Source organism: Chloroflexota bacterium (assembly GCA_014360905.1).
GTDB lineage: Bacteria > Chloroflexota > Anaerolineae > UBA2200 > UBA2200 > JACIWX01.
In genome coordinates this window covers 37,104-54,711 of sequence record JACIWW010000010.1, presented here as the reverse complement: position 1 = coordinate 54,711, position 17,608 = coordinate 37,104, and the positions used below count along the sequence as shown (strand labels likewise).

At 52.6% G+C, this 17,608-nt stretch carries 16 protein-coding genes; 12 read left to right on the top strand and 4 right to left on the bottom strand.

All coding sequences use genetic code 11. The annotated features are described in order from the left end of the window. Positions 1-6: 6 nt before the first annotated feature. The 12 genes from H5T67_06040 to H5T67_05985 all read left to right on the top strand — a co-directional run bounded on the left by H5T67_06040 (position 7) and on the right by H5T67_05985 (position 15,975). Positions 7-2,679 carry a hypothetical protein gene (locus H5T67_06040; GenBank protein MBC7244880.1) on the top strand — a complete coding sequence of 891 codons (2,673 nt, stop codon included), beginning with the start codon at positions 7-9 and terminating at the stop codon, positions 2,677-2,679. Between the two features lie 5 nt (positions 2,680-2,684). Continuing rightward, on the top strand, positions 2,685-3,182 hold the full coding sequence (tsaE, locus tag H5T67_06035; GenBank protein ID MBC7244879.1) for a tRNA (adenosine(37)-N6)-threonylcarbamoyltransferase complex ATPase subunit type 1 TsaE: 498 nt from the start codon (positions 2,685-2,687) through the stop codon (positions 3,180-3,182). A 63-nt stretch (positions 3,183-3,245) separates the two neighbouring features. Further along, a complete protein-coding gene (gene tsaB / locus H5T67_06030) occupies positions 3,246-3,902 on the top strand; it encodes a tRNA (adenosine(37)-N6)-threonylcarbamoyltransferase complex dimerization subunit type 1 TsaB (GenBank protein ID MBC7244878.1) in 657 nt (218 codons plus the stop codon). 46 nt (positions 3,903-3,948) lie between these two features. Beyond that, complete coding sequence (rimI, locus tag H5T67_06025) at positions 3,949-4,521, top strand: ribosomal protein S18-alanine N-acetyltransferase (GenBank protein MBC7244877.1); 573 nt, start codon at positions 3,949-3,951, stop codon at positions 4,519-4,521. Positions 4,522-4,629: 108 nt separating this feature from the next. Beyond that, positions 4,630-6,024 carry an undecaprenyl-phosphate glucose phosphotransferase gene (locus H5T67_06020; protein ID MBC7244876.1) on the top strand — a complete coding sequence of 465 codons (1,395 nt, stop codon included), beginning with the start codon at positions 4,630-4,632 and terminating at the stop codon, positions 6,022-6,024. Between the two features lie 199 nt (positions 6,025-6,223). Further along, positions 6,224-7,267, top strand: a complete 1,044-nt coding sequence (hrcA, locus tag H5T67_06015; protein MBC7244875.1) for a heat-inducible transcription repressor HrcA — start codon at positions 6,224-6,226, stop codon at positions 7,265-7,267. 83 nt (positions 7,268-7,350) lie between these two features. Then, positions 7,351-8,007 (top strand): nucleotide exchange factor GrpE, encoded by a 657-nt coding sequence (grpE, locus tag H5T67_06010; GenBank protein ID MBC7244874.1) that lies wholly within the window; start codon positions 7,351-7,353, stop codon positions 8,005-8,007. Positions 8,008-8,028: 21 nt separating this feature from the next. Then, the gene (gene dnaK, locus H5T67_06005; GenBank protein MBC7244873.1) at positions 8,029-9,921 is read left to right on the top strand and encodes a molecular chaperone DnaK; all 1,893 of its coding nucleotides are present in this window, start codon (positions 8,029-8,031) and stop codon (positions 9,919-9,921) included. A 117-nt stretch (positions 9,922-10,038) separates the two neighbouring features. Beyond that, a complete protein-coding gene (gene dnaJ, locus H5T67_06000; protein ID MBC7244872.1) occupies positions 10,039-11,151 on the top strand; it encodes a molecular chaperone DnaJ in 1,113 nt (370 codons plus the stop codon). A 39-nt stretch (positions 11,152-11,190) separates the two neighbouring features. Beyond that, positions 11,191-12,231: a 50S ribosomal protein L11 methyltransferase gene (locus H5T67_05995; GenBank protein ID MBC7244871.1), complete on the top strand. Its 1,041-nt coding sequence runs from the start codon at positions 11,191-11,193 to the stop codon at positions 12,229-12,231. Further along, complete coding sequence (locus H5T67_05990; GenBank protein ID MBC7244870.1) at positions 12,161-13,048, top strand: 16S rRNA (uracil(1498)-N(3))-methyltransferase; 888 nt, start codon at positions 12,161-12,163, stop codon at positions 13,046-13,048. Before H5T67_05995 ends, H5T67_05990 begins: the two co-directional genes overlap by 71 nt. 59 nt (positions 13,049-13,107) lie before the next feature. Next, positions 13,108-15,975, top strand: a complete 2,868-nt coding sequence (locus H5T67_05985; GenBank protein ID MBC7244869.1) for a hypothetical protein — start codon at positions 13,108-13,110, stop codon at positions 15,973-15,975. A gap of 14 nt (positions 15,976-15,989) precedes the next feature. Here H5T67_05985 and H5T67_05980 read toward each other — a convergent pair whose 3' ends face one another. From H5T67_05980 to H5T67_05965, 4 genes are all read right to left on the bottom strand, one after another. After that, entirely contained in the window at positions 15,990-16,451 is a 462-nt protein-coding gene (locus H5T67_05980) for a response regulator (GenBank protein MBC7244868.1), read from the bottom strand. A gap of 29 nt (positions 16,452-16,480) precedes the next feature. Continuing rightward, entirely contained in the window at positions 16,481-16,696 is a 216-nt protein-coding gene (locus H5T67_05975) for a hypothetical protein (GenBank protein MBC7244867.1), read from the bottom strand. Between the two features lie 9 nt (positions 16,697-16,705). Next, the gene (locus tag H5T67_05970) at positions 16,706-17,194 is read right to left on the bottom strand and encodes a DUF5317 domain-containing protein (GenBank protein MBC7244866.1); all 489 of its coding nucleotides are present in this window, start codon (positions 17,192-17,194) and stop codon (positions 16,706-16,708) included. A gap of 175 nt (positions 17,195-17,369) precedes the next feature. Further along, the gene (locus H5T67_05965) at positions 17,370-17,507 is read right to left on the bottom strand and encodes a hypothetical protein (protein MBC7244865.1); all 138 of its coding nucleotides are present in this window, start codon (positions 17,505-17,507) and stop codon (positions 17,370-17,372) included. Positions 17,508-17,608 lie beyond the last annotated feature (101 nt).

The window sequence follows — 17,608 nt, the reverse complement described above, 5'->3', positions numbered from 1 at the left end:
GTAGTCATGTATCCAATACGCTGGCTTGAGGAAATCACCTCAGAAGACAGATCTCTGGTTGGCAGCAAAGCGTTCAACCTAGCCCGCATGGCACAGGCAGGTTTCCCTGTGCCAGCCGCTTTCTGTGTCACAACTATCGCCTACCAGGACATGATCGCAGAAAACGCACTGCAACCAGCCCTACAGGCTCTGTCGGCACTGCCACCCAACCAGGTGGAGACGGCAGCTCGGGAACTACAGCAAAGAATCCGTGCAGTGCATCTGAGTGCTCCAATGCGCGAGGCTATCGTGAATGCCTACCGCGGACTGGCAGTCAGGGCAGGGCGAATGGATCTGCCGGTAGCCGTTCGTTCCTCAGCCAGCACGGAAGATTTGCCAAGCACCTCCTTTGCTGGGCAACAAGCGACCTTTCTGAATGTACGCGACGAAGCACAGTTGCTGTCAGCCATTGTGGAATGCTGGGCTTCACTCTGGTCACCACAAGTAGTCCTCTATCGTGCAAAGCACGGGTCAGCGGAAGACGCTCCTACAATGGCAGTGCTGGTGCAACAAATGGTGGAGGCTGACTCGGCTGGTGTGGCTTTCTCACTGCATCCAGTCACAGGCGAGGAGCAAGTGCTCATAGAAGCAGCCTTTGGCCTGGGGGTGACCGTAGTCAATGGAGAAGGTGATGCTGACCGCTATGTTGTGGACCGCGATTCACTGGCAGAGGTTGAGCCGCCTGTTATCGCACAGAAATTGCACAAGCAAGTTATGACATCCCAGGGCGGATTGCAGCGCGTAGAAGTGCCTGTGCAGAAGCGCAACATCCGTGTTCTGACGCTAGAACAGGTCAGACAGGTAGCGGAGGCTGTGCTCGCTTTGGAGCAGTACTTTGGCTCTCCCCAAGACATAGAGTGGGCCTTTGCGCAGGGACAACTCTATATCCTACAGTCCCGTCCCATTACTACCAGCCCTCGTTCTTTCTTCACCGATGTCATCCCTGGGGATGACCACTTCTGGACATCGGGTTTCCTCAACGAACGCTTCCCGCTGCCTGTTTCACCCCTTGGTTGGTCCATCATCAATGAGTTATTGGAGAAATTGGCTTTCCGCGATCCGCTGCGGTACTTGGGTCTGAAGGGCGTGGAACAACTGCGTCTGACCAAACTATATCGCGGCCATCCATACGTAAACCTCTTTGTTTTTCAGACCATCTACAAGGTTTTTCCAGACTTTCTGCTGCCCGAGGATGCCTATCGTTATTTTCCATGGGGCAAAACGGAACTTCGTCGCCTGGTGAAATACCCTCGTTCGCTGTTTGACCCGCGCTTTTTGCTTTCCATGCTTTGGCACTTTCTGCACCAGCCTACCGTTTGGTCGCCCTGGCATCATTACCGCACCTGGGCAGCCTTTGCTGCCCAGCACGAGAAATGCAGCCAGCAGCTCGAAGAGCAATACAGAGCTCTGTGCAATGCTCCAGCAACATTCGAATCTATCTGGGGGATCATTGACCAAGCTCAGCAGCTCAATGCCCAATTGCTGTCCCTGCACCGCTGGAGCTTGACTTGTGCAGACCTGGCCTATACGCTGTTGCGTCGCCTGGCTAGAGCATGGATCAAGCGAGAAGATGCGCACGAACTATGCCGCGTCCTGGTAACCGGCTTGCCGAACAAGACTTTGGAGATTGATCATGCTCTTCGGGACTTGGCCCAGATCGAGGATACAACCGCGTTCCGTTGCGCACTTGATGACTTCTTGAGACGCTACGGACATCGTTCTTTCTACCTGGACATCTACCACCCATCTTTTGCAGCCCAACCAACTCAAGTTATTGAGCTAGTGCAACGTCTCAAGCACGAGGCGAGCGCTCGGAACGAGAAGCAACCCGTTAGCCCTGAGCAAGCGTGGAATATCGTGTTCCCACTTTTGGGCAATGGCCCCCTAGCGTGGTTAAAACGGGGAATCTTTGCGCACGTCCTCTTCCTGTCACGCCGCTACTTGCCGTTGCGCGAAGACCAGCGCTTCTACTGGCAAAGGACATTGGCTCTCATGCGTAAGCTTTTTCTGCTGCTTGGCAAGCGCATGGCAGAGATTGGCTTTCTTTATCAGGATACCCACATTTTCTTTCTGACCAAAGCAGAAGTTGAGGCGTATGTACGGAATCCCACAAAGTGTGCCTATGCCGCATTGGCCGCCACTAGGCAACAGCAATTTGCCCGTTTGTGCAAAGAGTTTGAAGTGGCCGCTGAACAGGCTTATCCACCCTTTCTGCACGGCAATCAACCGCTGGCAACTGAAACCGCGACATGTGGCGTACAATTTCGCGGACAAGCGGTGAGCCCGGGCCTGGCAAAGGGTCCTGTCGTTGTGTTGTTATCTCCCACCGAGTTCAACAAAGTAAAACCTGGTGACATCTTGGTGGCCCGTGGGGTAGATCCAGGCTGGACGCCCATTTTCAGTTTATTAAATGCCCTGGTAATCGAATATGGTGGGCAACTTTCCCATGCGTCAGTGGTCGCCAGAGAATATGGCTTGCCTGCTGTGGCCGGCATTCCAGGCATCACAAAATTGCTGCAGGATGGCGACATCGTGGTTGTGGATGGCCTGAACGGGACTGTGACCAAGGAAGCCGATCGGACTCACTTCCCAATCACCTCACACCAGAGTATAATACCGGACAAGGAGCGCAGCAGGTGACGCCAATTCTCACCGCCCATAGTTTAGATTTTATCAGCCATAGCACGGAACAAACGCGACGCGTTGGCGAGCGTCTTGGGCGTTTGCTACAAGGAGGTGACCTAGTCTGCCTAGAGGGAGCATTGGGCACAGGCAAAACTTGTCTAGTGCAGGGCATTGGCCGCGGGCTAGGAGTGACTTCCGCTATCGCCAGTCCCACGTTCATCATGGTCAACGAGTATCGCGTGCCCAATCGCAGACACAAATTTTACCACATAGACCTATACCGTATTGAAACAATCGCCGAAGCACGCACTTTAGGGCTGGAAGACTATCTCTATGGAGATGGCATCTGTGTTATTGAATGGGCTGAGCGCGTGCGCCAAATGCTACCCGAGGAAAGACTATGGGTCACCTTACATTATTTGGGGGATACCAAAAGGGGGTTGTTGTTCGAACCACAGGGAAAACGTTATGAGGAATTATTACAACGCTTCCGTCAGGAGGCCTTTGGAGGCGAATAGTCTCCTGGTATACAACCCTCTGCAATCTCACCCACTACGCATTATGTACCAAAGGAGTTCCTCGTGCTGCTGGCAATTGACACAGCTACGCGTATAGCAGGCCTTGCCCTATACAACCAAGACGGCTTGCAGGTCGAGCAGATGTGGAGGACAAGCGATAACCACACAGTGGAATTGATGACCTATGTTGTGTGTGCTTGTGAACAACAGGCAATAGCACCATCCGATCTTGGCGCGGTGGCCGTTTCACTAGGGCCTGGCTCCTTCACTGGATTGCGCGTTGGCATGAGCGTGGCTAAGGGATTGGCTTTGGCTCTGGACATCCCCTTGCTGGGAGTGCCCACCCTAGATGCCACAGCCTACGCTTATTCCCATCAGCCTTTGCCTGTGTGTGCCGTCATTCCTGCTGGTCGGGGGAGATGGTGCATCGCTTTCTATCAGGCACTTGCTGGTACCTGGCAACGTCGTAGCGAGTACATGCTTATTAACGTAGACGAACTCATTGCCTACCTCAAAGAACCGACACTAATCTGCGGGGAAATTGACCCGCGTTTGGGCCAAGCATTGCGCGAGGCAGTGCCCAGACAAGCTATCATTGTTAGCCCGGCTTTGGCCATGCGGCGCACAGGCTATCTCGCTGAACTTGCTTGGCAGCGATTTGTTGCAGGGGAAAGGGATGACTTGTCCTTGCTTTCCCCTATCTATCTGCAGCACGCGTGAGGGTTGGTCTGTAATGGGCAATCACATCCCCTACACCGTGGAGAAAATGACTCTTGCCGACGTGCCAGAAGTAGCAGCCCTCGAGAGGATGATTTTCAGTTTGCCTTGGTCGGCTCATGCCTTTGAGTACGAACTGCACTACAATCCAATGGCCCACTTTTTCGTCGCCCGCCCTGCACGGACGAGCACAAGTCATGGCGAGCAAAACAACGCAAACAAAACTCGCCAACAGGGCAAAATAATTGGCTATGGCGGCTTTTGGCTTATCCTGGATGAGGCACACATTTGTACTCTGGCTGTACATCCCAACTGGCGCGGCCGAGGTATTGGCGAGCTACTGCTCACGCACCTGATTGACCACGCCATAGCGCTGAATGCAGCCGTTCTCACCTTGGAGGTAAGGGTCTCGAATTCCCCAGCGCAGAAGCTCTATCAGAAGTACGGTTTCATGGCTGCCGGCCTGCGCAAGAGATACTATTCGGATAACAACGAAGATGCTTTGATCATGACCACCGAGTTGGTTACCTCGCTCTCTTTTCAGAGGCGCTTTCGAGCCCTGAAATCCTCTCTGCAACAAAAGCTGGCTGCGCAGTTGACGCAGACTGCCTTGCAGTGCTAAAATGATAGATATCAATGTCTGAGAAGTCAACGTGGTCCAAAAAGCAGCAATATGCGTTCTTAACATCTTTGTTCCTTCGGGGTAAGCCTATTCTGTGGAGATGGGAAGGTGCAGCGCAGAACTAGTTGGTTTTTAGGCCTCTTCACAGTAGCTGTGGATGCTGCTATGAGCGCCGTATCCTTTGCTGGCGCCTACCTGCTGCGACGAGTTACGGAATACCCGCGTCCGCTCGTCCCACGTCCGTTCAGCTATTATGGCGGCATGCTGTTCATCCACATTGTGACTCTGTTGGCCACTTTCTTCTTCTACCGACTATATCATTTCAAGCCCGGTCTCTCGCGTATTGATAAATCTTACTCCATTATGGCTGCCGTCTCGTTCGGTACCATTGCTTCAGTTGCCTTGACTTCCTTTGTGTACAAAAACGAGTTGGACTACCCTCGCGCCATGGTCATCTATGCCTGGCTCTTAAGCATCCCTTTGGTCATGATAGGGCGGCTTTTCACCGATTACTTGCACGCCAGGTACCGCATTGCTCATCCTACCAAAGTGCTCATTGTAGGTGCCGGTGATGTAGGGCGGATGATTTTGCAAAAGATCAACCAATCACCCAACCTAGGCTATCAACCGGTTGGATTTGCAGACGACTCACCAGGGCGCAAAGAGGTAAGCGGGTTGCCTGTTCTTGGCTCTCGTCAGCAACTAGGCTTTCTTATCCGCGAGCACAACATACAGGAAGTAATCATTGGCCTGCCCGAGGCTAGCCATGAGGAGATACTGGATCTCATCTCACAGGCCGAACGCGAAAAAGCAGCTGTGCGAGTTTTCCCTGACGTGTTTCAGATCATTGCTTCTGAGATCAGTATTGATGACCTGAACGGGCTGCCGCTGCTCACTGTCCGTGACGTGGCCTTGCGTGGTTGGCGTCTGGCATTAAAACGCGCCATGGACATTGTCGTCAGTGCTGCTATGCTGATTCTTCTCTCGCCGTTAATGTTGCTCATCGCGCTTTTGATTAAACTCGATTCGCCTGGACCAGTATTCTACGCCCAGGAACGCATGGGATTGGATGCAAAGCCTTTTCAGATGCTCAAGTTCCGCTCCATGCGCGTGGATGCAGAAAAACAAACTGGCCCAGTTTGGGCCACCAGAAATGATCCACGAGTCACCCGTCTGGGCACCTTTATCCGCCGCCATTCTCTGGATGAATTACCACAATTCATCAATGTATTGCTAGGGGATATGAGCCTGGTAGGACCCCGTCCAGAGCGTCCTATATTTGTCGAGCAGTTCCGTCAGATTGTGCCGCGTTATATGGAGCGCCACAAAGAAAAAGCCGGCATGACTGGGTGGGCTCAAGTGAATGGTTTACGTGGCGACACCTCCATCGTAGAGCGCACCAAATACGACCTGTGGTACATTGAAAACTGGTCTTTGCTTCTGGATATCAAAATTTTGATCAAGACCTTCTTCAACATCTTTCGCGATAAGAACGCTTACTAAGCAGCCAATGCCTAAGTTGAGATTGGGCATCGCACAAGAGAGCCTTTGGCGATTAACAAAGGCTCTTTTTACTATTAGACTTTTATATGAATTGGCTCAAAGATATTGACAAGAATGACATCTCGTGGTATGATTTTAGCACTCAATAGAGATGAGTGCTAACAAAGCGAGCGTTGCTGCTGGGAAGGCTAATTAGAAAATGATGGAAGAACTATCTCAAAGACAACAAGAAATTTTGGGCGTTGTTGTGCGCGAATATATTGCGATGGCCAGACCGGTCGGTTCCGAGATTATTTGCCAGCGTTATAGCTTGGGCGTAAGCCCTGCGACAATCCGCAATGAGTTTGCCGAACTGACCGAATTGGGCTATCTCATGCAGCCTCATACCTCAGCCGGCCGCGTGCCGACGGCAAAGGGCTATCGTTATTTCGTTGAGAAGCTCATGGAAGAGTCAGAATTGCCCTTGTCGGAGCAACTCATGATCCGACATCAATTTCACCAGATTAGTCTCGATCTGGACCAATGGATGAGACTGGCTGCTGCCGTACTAGCCCGCACGGCCCAGAGCGCCTCTCTGATCGCCGTGCCGCAGGCCCGGCAAGCGCGCTTCCGCCATGTCGAACTCATCTCTATTAGTGAACTGACGGGCTTGATGATCTTGGTGCTGCAAGATAGCTCCGTACACCAGCAAATGATGGTGTTCAGCAAACCTGTAGCTCAGGAGGATTTGAGTCGCGTCTCGAACAAACTGAATCAACAGTTTGCCAATCTCGATGCACATCAGGCACAGGCAACAATACAGGCCAAGATTTATCCCGAAGAAGAGACTCTCGAGGCCGAAGTCAGCAAACGCATTGTGGAACTGATGCAATCCCATGAAGCCCAAGGCACTCGTGAGATCTACCGCGATGGCCTGGTGCACATCCTGCGTCAACCCGAGTTTGTCGAGATCGAACGAGCGCGACAGGTCCTGCAAATCCTGGAACAGGATAATACACTACAGGCTATTTTGAGCGAAGCCCAATTGGCCAATGGCATTCAGGTAATCATTGGCAACGAAAGCAAATGGGCGGAGCTTAGGGATTGCAGTCTGGTCTTGTCTGGATATGGCTTGCCTGGCGAAGCGAATGGCATTCTAGGCGTGTTGGGTCCCATGCGCATGCCGTATGGGCGAGCCGTCTCTGTAGTGCGTTATGTTGCTAGCCTGATGAACGACTTGCTGCACCGTCTGTACGGAGCATGACCTCGTTTGAGGCAATGACCTAGACACGAATCCTAGCTCATTGCAGCACAGGTAGAGAACAACGTTACAGGAGGGTAAGCATCATGTCTGAAGAAGAGAAAAGCCAAGTAGAAAAAACTGCTGAACAGAATCAGCCCTCAGAATTCAAAGCAGACGCAACGGAGACAACTGCACCGGCTGAGGAACAAACTCGGGATATCGAGTCGCTTCAGCAGGAAATGGAGAAACAAAAGAAACTGGCTGAGTATCATCTAACGCAATGGAAACGCACGGCAGCGGATCTGGAGAATTATCGCAAGCGCGTGGATAGGGAGCGGGCAGAATGGCTCAAGTTTGGTCAGGCTGACCTGATCACTAAGCTACTCGCGATACTGGACGACTTTGAGCGCGCATTCCAGACAATGCCTGCTGCGTTGAATAGCCTTACCTGGATCGAGGGCTTGGCTCTCATCGAGCGCAAGTTGCGCCTCATCATGGAGCAACAGGGCCTCAAAGAAATCGAGGCGGTGGGCAAGCCCTTCGATCCTTCTGTGCATCAAGCAGTCAAACAGGAGGAAAACACTACCTACCCAGATGGCCAGGTGATTGCTATCGTACAAAGAGGTTACACTCTACACGATCGAGTGCTCCGCCCGGCCATGGTAGTAGTATCCAAAAACACACAGAACAACAAAGCAGCAGAAGAAACCCGTGCTGCTGAGCAGGCAGACAACCAAGAGGAACATAGTACAACCAAGTAATTCATTCCCAGGAGGAAACATATGGGCAAGATAGTAGGTATTGACTTAGGAACAACATTTTCTGTAGTTGCGGTGATGGAAGGAGGCGAGCCGGTAGTTATTCCCACCTCGGAAGGGGAAAGGCTCTGCCCTTCAGTGGTAGCCATCAATCCCAAGACCGGTGAACGCTTGGTGGGTTGGGTAGCTCGCCGCCAAGCCGTCACCAATCCCGAGAATACAATTTTCTCCATCAAACGCCTTATGGGGCGAAAGTTCAGAGACCCCGAAGTGCAAAAGGCAATGAAGCGCTTACCTTATAAGATCATTGAAGCACCGAATGGAGATGCATGGGTCGTCATGGGTGGCAAATCGTATTCACCACCCGAGATTTCGGCGATGATCCTACAAAAGCTCAAGGCTGATGCGGAAGCATACTTGGGCGAACCAGTCACACAGGCCGTCATTACCGTTCCGGCCTACTTCAACGACTCACAGCGCCAGGCTACAAAGGACGCAGGCAAGATCGCTGGTTTGGAAGTGCTACGCATCATCAACGAGCCTACAGCATCCTCGCTGGCCTATGGGCTGGACAAGAAAAAAGATGAACAGATTGCGGTTTACGACTTGGGAGGTGGCACCTTTGACATCTCCATTCTGAGCATCGGCGAGGGTGTATTTGAGGTGATCTCCACCAACGGTGACACCTTCCTTGGTGGCGATGATTTTGATATGCGCATCATCGATTGGATTGCAGACGAGTTCAAAAAGGAACATGGCATTGATCTACGCCAAGATCGCATGGCTCTGCAACGCCTTAAGGAAGCGGCCGAAAAAGCCAAGAAAGAATTGTCTACCGTGATGCAAACGGAGATCAACCTGCCCTTCATCACTGCGGACCAGACTGGTCCCAAACACTTAGTCATGACCCTGACCCGTTCCAAACTGGAACAATTGGTGGGGGACTTGGTGGAAAAGACTATTGGACCAGTCGAGCAGGCGTTGAAGGATGCAAAGCTCACTCCGGCAGATATTGATGAGGTCGTGCTAGTCGGTGGCCAGACACGCATGCCACTGGTACAAGAGACCGTACGCAGGTTCTTCGGCAAAGAGCCCAATAAGAGCGTCAACCCAGATGAAGTGGTGGCGGTGGGTGCGGCTATCCAGGCTGCTGTGCTAGGTGGTGAGGTCAGGGATGTATTGCTGCTCGACGTCACGCCATTGACCTTGGGCATCGAGACCCTGGGCGGCGTTGCCACCCCCATTATCGAGCGCAATACCACCATCCCCACGAGGAAGAGTCAGATTTTCTCCACAGCGGCCGATGGCCAAACCAGTGTGGAGATCCATGTGGTACAGGGTGAGCGCCCAATGGCGGCTGACAACAAAACCCTTGGCCGCTTTATCCTAGATGGCATCCCGCCAGCGCCGCGCGGCATCCCGCAGATCGAGGTAACATTTGACATTGATGCCGATGGCATCTTGCATGTTAGCGCGCAGGACAAGGCGACTGGCCGCGAGCAGAAGATTACCATCACTGCATCTAGCGGACTCACCAAGGAAGAAGTGGAGCGCATGGTACGCGAAGCCGAGCGCCACGCGGAGGAAGACCGTCGGCGCAAAGAAGAGGCCGAAGCGCGCAACAATGCCGACTCAATGGCTTATACCGCAGAGAAGACGCTGCGGGAACTGGGCGATAAGGTGCCAGCCAATATACGCAGCGAGGTAGAAGGCAAAATCGCCGCTGTGCGCTCCGCCCTGCAAGGCCAGGATATCTACCGTATCCGCAGTACCACGCAGGAATTGAGCGAGGCTTTACAGCGTATCGGGGCAGCGATGTACCAACGTACTGGCCCTACTTCGCCCCCACCTGGTGGAGAAAGCCGGCAAGAGCCACCGGATGAAGGCACAGTCGAAGGAGAATTTCGAGAAGTATAAGGCAAGTAGTACGTCGTAGCAGCAAAAGGGGGATTAGGGGGCAATCCCCCTTTTCGTTTGTTCCTCATCAAGCATTGGTGTATACTATCATCCAAATGCGGATGCTGAAAGACCGATATGGGTACAAAGCGTGACTATTATGATATATTGGGCGTAGATCGCAATGCCAGCACGGACGATATCCGTAAGGCTTACCGTCGACTTGCCCGCATGTATCATCCTGATGTGAACAAAAGCCCCGAAGCCGAAGAGCGCTTCAAAGAGATCAACGAAGCATACGAAGTTCTCAGCGATGAGCAGAAACGGCTGGCTTATGACCGCTTTGGACATAGCGGGGTAGAGGGCGGCTTGGGCGATTTCGCTGGCTTCCCCGACCTGAGCGATATCTTCGAGAGCTTCTTCGGTGGCTTTGCTGGCACGCGTACCCAAAAGGGGCCTCGCGCGGGCGAGGACCTCCGCGCTGACTTGTCCTTGTCCTTCGAGGAAGCCGTGTTCGGCGTCGAGAAGGAGCTGGAAATCGAGCAGCTCGCGCTCTGCCCGACATGCAATGGCACTGGTGCCGAGCCAGGCTCCCGTCCCACCCGTTGTCCCGAATGCGGGGGGACAGGCCAAGTACGTCGAGTGCGTTCGTCCATTTTCGGCTCATTCGTCAACGTTTCCACATGCCCAATTTGCCAAGGAGAGGGAAAAGTCATCTCTAATCCTTGTCCTGAATGTCGCGGACAACAGCGGGTTCGTCGCAGAAAACGCATCACGGTAACGATCCCACCAGGTGTAGATGATGGCATGCGCATTCGCCTCGCTGGCGAAGGCAACGCAGGCATCAATGGAGGTCCTCCGGGTCATCTCTATGTTTTTGTCTCGGTAAAACCTCATCGCTACTTCCGGCGGAAAGAAAATGACATCCATCTGAACATCACCATCAACATGGTTCAGGCTGCTTTGGGCGATGAAATCACCGTTCCCACCCTCGATGGTGATGTGAAACTGACCATCCCGGCAGGTACTCAAACAGGACAGTCTTTTATCATCAAGGAAAGAGGTGTACCGTATTTACGTCGTAATGGTCGGGGAGATCAAGTGGTGACCGTCTTTGTGGCCACTCCCACCAACTTGACCGCAGAACAGAAACGGTTGTTGCGTGAACTTTCCAAAACCATGGGCAAGGAGGCTATCCTCCAAGACAACCGCAACGTGTTTGAAAAGCTCAAAGATGCGTTTCGCATCTAACCTGTGTTAATTGCCGTTATGAAGTTGTTTGAGATTAGCGTGGAAACAGATAGCGAGGCGGCAGAGGCAGTGAGTGCCCTATTCAACCAATATAACCCAAGCGGTGCAGTGATCGAAGAAGTGTGGCTGGGAACACGCAAATCTCCTACAGTCAGGGTGAAAACATTCCTCTCAACCGAGCAAAGCGATGTCATCCTACCAAAGATCGAAGAAGCTCTGTGGCACCTAGGACAAATTTACCCCATTCCATCCCCCGCTACACGTTGGCTCTCCCAAACAGACTGGGCAGAAGCTTGGAAATCCGACTACAAGGTACAGCGTATCGGAAAACGCATCGTGGTCAAGCCTTCTTGGCTTTCGTATACGGCCACTCCAGGTCAAATAGTCATTGAACTCGACCCCGGCCTGGCCTTTGGAACTGGCCTTCACCCTTCCACACGTTTGAGCCTGGAGGCTCTCGAGCAGCATCTGCAGCCTGGTCAACAAGTGCTGGATGTAGGCACTGGTTCGGGCATCTTGGCAATTGCTGCGGCTAAGCTGGGAGCAGGCCACGTCGTGGCTTTGGATATTGATGACATGGCTCTACAGGTAGCACGTGAGAACCTTGCTCGCAATTCAGTACAGGAAATCGTATCGCTACAAAAAGCTTCCCTAATCCTCACATCTTCTTTGGACGGGTCAAGCGTATTACCAGCCTGTTCCGCTTCTGAAGAAGTAGAAAGCCTCGTCTGCCTCATGGCAGGTCCGACAACGAAGGAAGCGAACCACATACCAAAGATTTTCAATGCATCTGGGCTTTGGAATGGAGTCTTTGATGTGTGCGTCATGAATATCACCGCCGATGTCATTGCCAGGTCAGCCCATGTAATGGCACAATGCCTGGCCATGGGCGGTACATTCATCGTTTCAGGAATCATTCAGCCACAAGAAGATGCGGTATGCAAAGCTCTATCGGCAGCGAATCTGGTGGTGCGTAAACGTCGCATGAAGAAAGACTGGGTTGCGCTGATTGGACAACGCCCACACAACGGGTCAAGACGAGGTAGAAAGGAGGGAAAGCAGAGCGGCACAGTCCGATGACGTGCGACACTCGGCAATGCTTCTCTGCCCTTTTCACATGCACCGCTTTTTTATACCTCCCACCTGGCTACAGGGTAATAAGGTTACCCTTAGCGGCTCAGTAGTGCACCAAATCCGTGATGTCTTGCGCCTCAGGCCAGGCGACGTCATCACAGTCCTGGATGATTCGGGCTGGGAATATGAAGTGCGCTTGACCGAGGTCGAGCAGGCACAAATAACTGGCCTGATCGAACGAAAAGTGCTCACACGCACAGAGCCCAGGACCAAGATCACCCTGTATCAGAGCCTGCTCAAGGGCGATAAATTCGAATGGGTGCTCCAAAAGGGCACAGAACTGGGCGTGGTCGAATTCGTGCCAATGGTCTCAGATCGCTGTGTGATTGGTAGTGTAGAGGAAGTGAGCAAGGCCAAGTTCGAGCGCTGGCAGAGGATCACCTTGGAAGCAGCAGAGCAATCGCGGCGTGCTCGTCTGCCGCGATTGCACACGCCATTGCTCTTTCCCCAGGCCTGTGAACGAGCTCGGCGAACCGATCTGGCGGTGTTGCCTTGGGAAGAGGAGAAAACACGAACGCTGCGCTCCATGTTAACTGCCTCGGACCCTGCATCTATCAAAGTACAGGGTAAGAATGTGATCATTCGCAAGCCATTTTCCATTAGCATAATTGTGGGCCCTGAAGGAGGTTTTACGGCGCGGGAAATTGACCAAGCTCGTCGCTACGGCATTGCTCCGGTCACCCTGGGCCCACGCATCCTGCGTGCCGAGACTGCTGCTTTGGCTGCAGTTACGATTATCCTATACCAACTTGAGGACATGTAGTGTCCAGTAACAAGTTTTCATTGTTTTGATGGGGCATTTGCCCCCTAGATTGGAGTCTGATGGGCCGTATTTACGTAGCCCTCGATCTCGAAACCACCGGTCTGGATCCCGAACGGGATGACATCATAGAAATCGGCGCAGTCAAGTTCCGCGACCACCAAGTGCTGAATACTTGGTCTACGCTGGTCAATCCGCAACGACCTATCCCATACAAGGTGCAGAAGCTGACCGGCATCACTCCACAGGAGGTACAACAGGCGCCTGGCCTTGCCTCTGTTATCGCGCGCCTAGCCAGTTTCATTGGTGACTACCCAGTTGTGGGTCACACGGTGGGGTTTGATGCTGCTTTTCTCCGCAAGCATGGTCTTTTGTTGCGCAATCCACTGATTGATACCTTCGAATTGGCACGTATCCTATTGCCCAAATTGCCTACCTATAATCTGGCTACGCTAGCGGCTATCCTCGGCATTGCGCCCCAAGAGCATCACCGCGCTCTACCCGATGCCATAGCCGCCAAGGATCTGTTTCTCGCTTTGGTCGAGCGGGGGCTGCAGATGGATCTGGCTGTCTTGCAGGAGATCAACCGCACCGCTGCACGCAGCTATTGGCCACTGCGACAATTCTTCTTAGACCTGGAACATGAACGGGTGCACACCGCTTTCGCGAGCAATATACGCGAGCAACTGCTTGCCAAGGGGAGCCTGGATAGCGATACACTGGGGCTTGTGCTGGACCGTCGCGAACAGCCGGAGCCTTTACGCCCTTCGGCTAGCAAGAGCCTGCTCGACGAGCAAGAACTGGTTGCCATACTTTCACCAGGGGGATTGCTATCCCAACGATTTCAGGGATACGAGCACCGTCCACAGCAGATCGAGATGCTCCGCGCCGTTACCCGAGTCCTTAACGAAGGCGGCCAGCTCCTCGCAGAAGCAGGTACAGGAACTGGCAAATCTCTGGCTTACCTGCTGCCAGCTATTTACTTCGCAGTGAGCAATGGCCGTCCCGTGGTTGTCTCGACCAACACGATTAATCTGCAGGATCAACTTTGCAATAAGGATATTCCAGACTTGCAGAAAATTTTGCCCTTTGAATTCAAGGCTGCCTTGCTAAAGGGACGCAATAATTATATCTGTCTGCGTCGTTTGGCTCTCTTTCGGCGCAGCGAATCGCTGGAAACAGAAGAGGTACAGGTACTGGCTAAAATCCTCGCTTGGCTCCCGGTTACCGAGACCGGCGATTTGGCTGAACTATCGCTACGGGATCAGGAGCTTGCCGTATGGAGCCAGGTGCAGGCTGAGCAGGAAAGCTGCCTGGGCGATCGCTGCCCCCATTTCCGCAGAGGACGCTGTTTTCTGCACAGGGCACGCCGCAATGCGGAAGCAGCTCATATCGTTGTGATCAACCACGCCTTGCTGCTATCCGATATGGTGGTCTCAAACAGGGTGCTGCCCGAGTATCATCACCTGGTGATTGATGAAGCGCACCACCTGGAAGCTCGCGCTACGGAGCAATTGGGCTTTGCCGTAAACTATAGCCAGGCTGCTTCTTTTCTAAGGGGGCTGAGCCAACAGACCATCACGGGACAGTACCGAGGCTTCTTGCACGAGATTCCACAGCATTTGCGCGGCAGCACAATAAGTGCAGTAGTGCAACAACAAGTCAACGCTTATCTGGTTAACATGCAGGGCCAAGTGGAACAGGCGCTCTTATCCTTGGATAACTTTTTCACCACTCTGCACACTTTTGTCAAGGATACTTTGTCTCCGGAGTTCGAACGTCCGAATGAAAACTATGACCGCCAGATTGAATTGACTAGCGGGATCAGAAAACAGCCTGGTTGGTCTCAAATCGAGATCGTAGCCGATGAACTAGACAATGACTTGCTCAAAGTAGAACAAGGCCTGCAAGGATTACATCACGGCTTCTCCAATTTAGAGGGCCAGAATATCCTGAATTATGAGGACTTGCTGCAGGAAATTTGGGCCCGACTTGAGCACATGCGAGAGATACGCGAGCAATTGCGCGCCATCATCAGTCAGCCAGTGTCCGGGGGCATCTACTGGCTTAGCATTGGGGCCAAAGATGAGGACATCACCTTGCACTCGGCTCCCCTACATGTGAGTTCATTGCTGGTGCAGCATCTGTTTTCCAAACTGGAGAGCGTAGTTCTGACCTCAGCAACGCTGCGCACAGCGAAGGATTTCGCCTACATCCGTGAACGTCTGGGACTGCAGGACGCAGAAGAGTTTGCTGTCGAATCGCCCTTTGACTATGCAAACTCCACCCTGCTTTACCTGCCCACTGATATTCCAGAGCCAGCCCAACCAAACTACCAGAATATCGTATCCAAAGCGATCACCGAGTTATGCTTGGCGACTAGAGGACGTACTCTCATTCTATTCACTTCCCACCATCAGTTGCGGAATACCTACTACGCCATCGCCAGACCATTGGAGGAAGCAGGCATCATTGTCTATGGACAGGGCATTGATGGCTCGCGCCGGCAATTGCTCGAGAACTTTAAGACCACTCCTCATTCGGTATTGCTAGGCACAAGGAGTTTCTGGGAAGGCATAGACGTGGTAGGACCTGCACTTAGTTGCCTGGTCATCGTACGTCTGCCCTTCTCTGTACCATCAGACCCGGTATTCTCAGCACGCAGTCGCACCTTCGAAGATCCTTTTGGACAATACGCGGTACCTGAGGCAGTACTGCGCTTTCGGCAAGGATTTGGCCGTCTGATCCGTAGTTATACCGATCGCGGTGTCGTCATCGTGCTTGACAAACGAATTCTTAGCAAAAGCTACGGTTCATCTTTTTTAGATTCATTGCCAGATTGCACCGTGTGCCGTGGTCCGCTCAGCGAGCTGCCTAACAAGGCTGCGCTTTGGATTCAGGCCAATCAGGATAGCGAATTGGCCAAATAGGGACAGCAGATTTCTCAAGTCGTTGGCAAAACGACTGCCTCTGTTTGAGACCGCTGTGAGGGCGGGACTGGAATCGGGGCGCGGCATACAGCCAACTTGTACGATACCATTTCCAACACGGTGCTCAGTTGGAACGGCTTGAAGATTACCGGGGCGCCGGTGCAGTTCAAAAAGCTTTGCGTGGCCACATCAGCTGTATCACCGGTACAGAAGACGACGCGCTGGCTCAAGTGGGGATACAAAGCACACAATTGGCGATAGAATGCCCGCCCATCCAGAACGGGCATCCTAATGTTGGTAATGATCAGGTCATAATCCTGATACGCTATCCTTTGCAGGGCCGCCTGCCCATTGCTAGCCGTGTCCACTTCGTACCCTGCCGGTCTCAGCACTCGTACCAAGATATCGAGGATCTCCTGCTCATCATCAACGAGCAATATCCTGCATGGCATCAAAGCACGAGAAGATTGGTTCATGAAGTAAATTCCCGCTATTCTATCCTAAACTATGCCCACTCTGGTTCGTGATCGTTCATCCATACAATCAATTGCTCAGCGAACTGCTCGATTGTGTTAGCGCGGATGGACGCGATGCTGCGCAGTTCATTGGCCTCCAGATTGAACTGGGCTAGAGCGCGCTTGGGATTGCTCAAGAGAGCGCTCCGAAAACCGTCATCAATAACGGCTGTGCCAATAATTTGAGAAAGAGATGCTGTCGTCATCATTCCCTCCTAAACCGTTTTATCGGCGCCAGCGCTTCCCACATGTCCCAACATCGCTCCTTGTATGAGCAAAAAGACACCCGCTGCAACCAATATATCCCCGATGCTGAAAACCGTTGGGATTGGGAAGGGCCTGGCCAAGACCAAGACATCAGATAGAAACTGCAATTTCGTCCGCTCCCTTGGCAAGATAATGTTCTTGCTGCTATATACGCGTGTACCAGATTCCAAGGAAGGGACAAGTCCAGTATGTCCTACCTTAACCACTGCCTCAGGAGTAACCGGCATCCAGCCCCCGTTAACAACCATCACGATAAAGTTCAGCAGCAAACCCAGTCCGATTAGTTTGACTCCGGGCAGATGGCGGTTTGCCCAAACAGTCGCCAGCAACAATAGATGCGACACCATAAAGAGTATCTCTTGCCATCCCCAGACGCCAATGCTTTTGTGTATCGGCTTTTGGTAAATAAAGAGGGCTTGAATGGCAAACGCTGTCACTGCCAGAAGCCCCCATCGTAACGGAATGTTAATTAGATTAGTAAACCGTCCCCCTCGTAGCAGCGCAACGACAATGGAAGCCACAATCGCAGCTATAAGGATCATGTCAAGAGAAACGCGCTAGGCAATATGTAGCACAAGAGTCTATACACTGGTCATGCAGCCTAGACCACAATCATCCACCGCCAGTGCCACCAAAAGCTTCAGGAGCACCGCTGCCTAGCACCAATGCACTGATAACCAGCAAGATCCACACTAGGCGCACGGTATTGCTGTTCGCGAGTTTGTAGATAGTTGGCAACCACTTCCTCATTTCTTTATCCTCCTCTCAAGTTTGCGCACAGCATTGCCGCTCTCAAGAATAAGTTCCGCAATGCTCATTTCTGTATCCATTGTAGCGGAGGGTGCTTACAA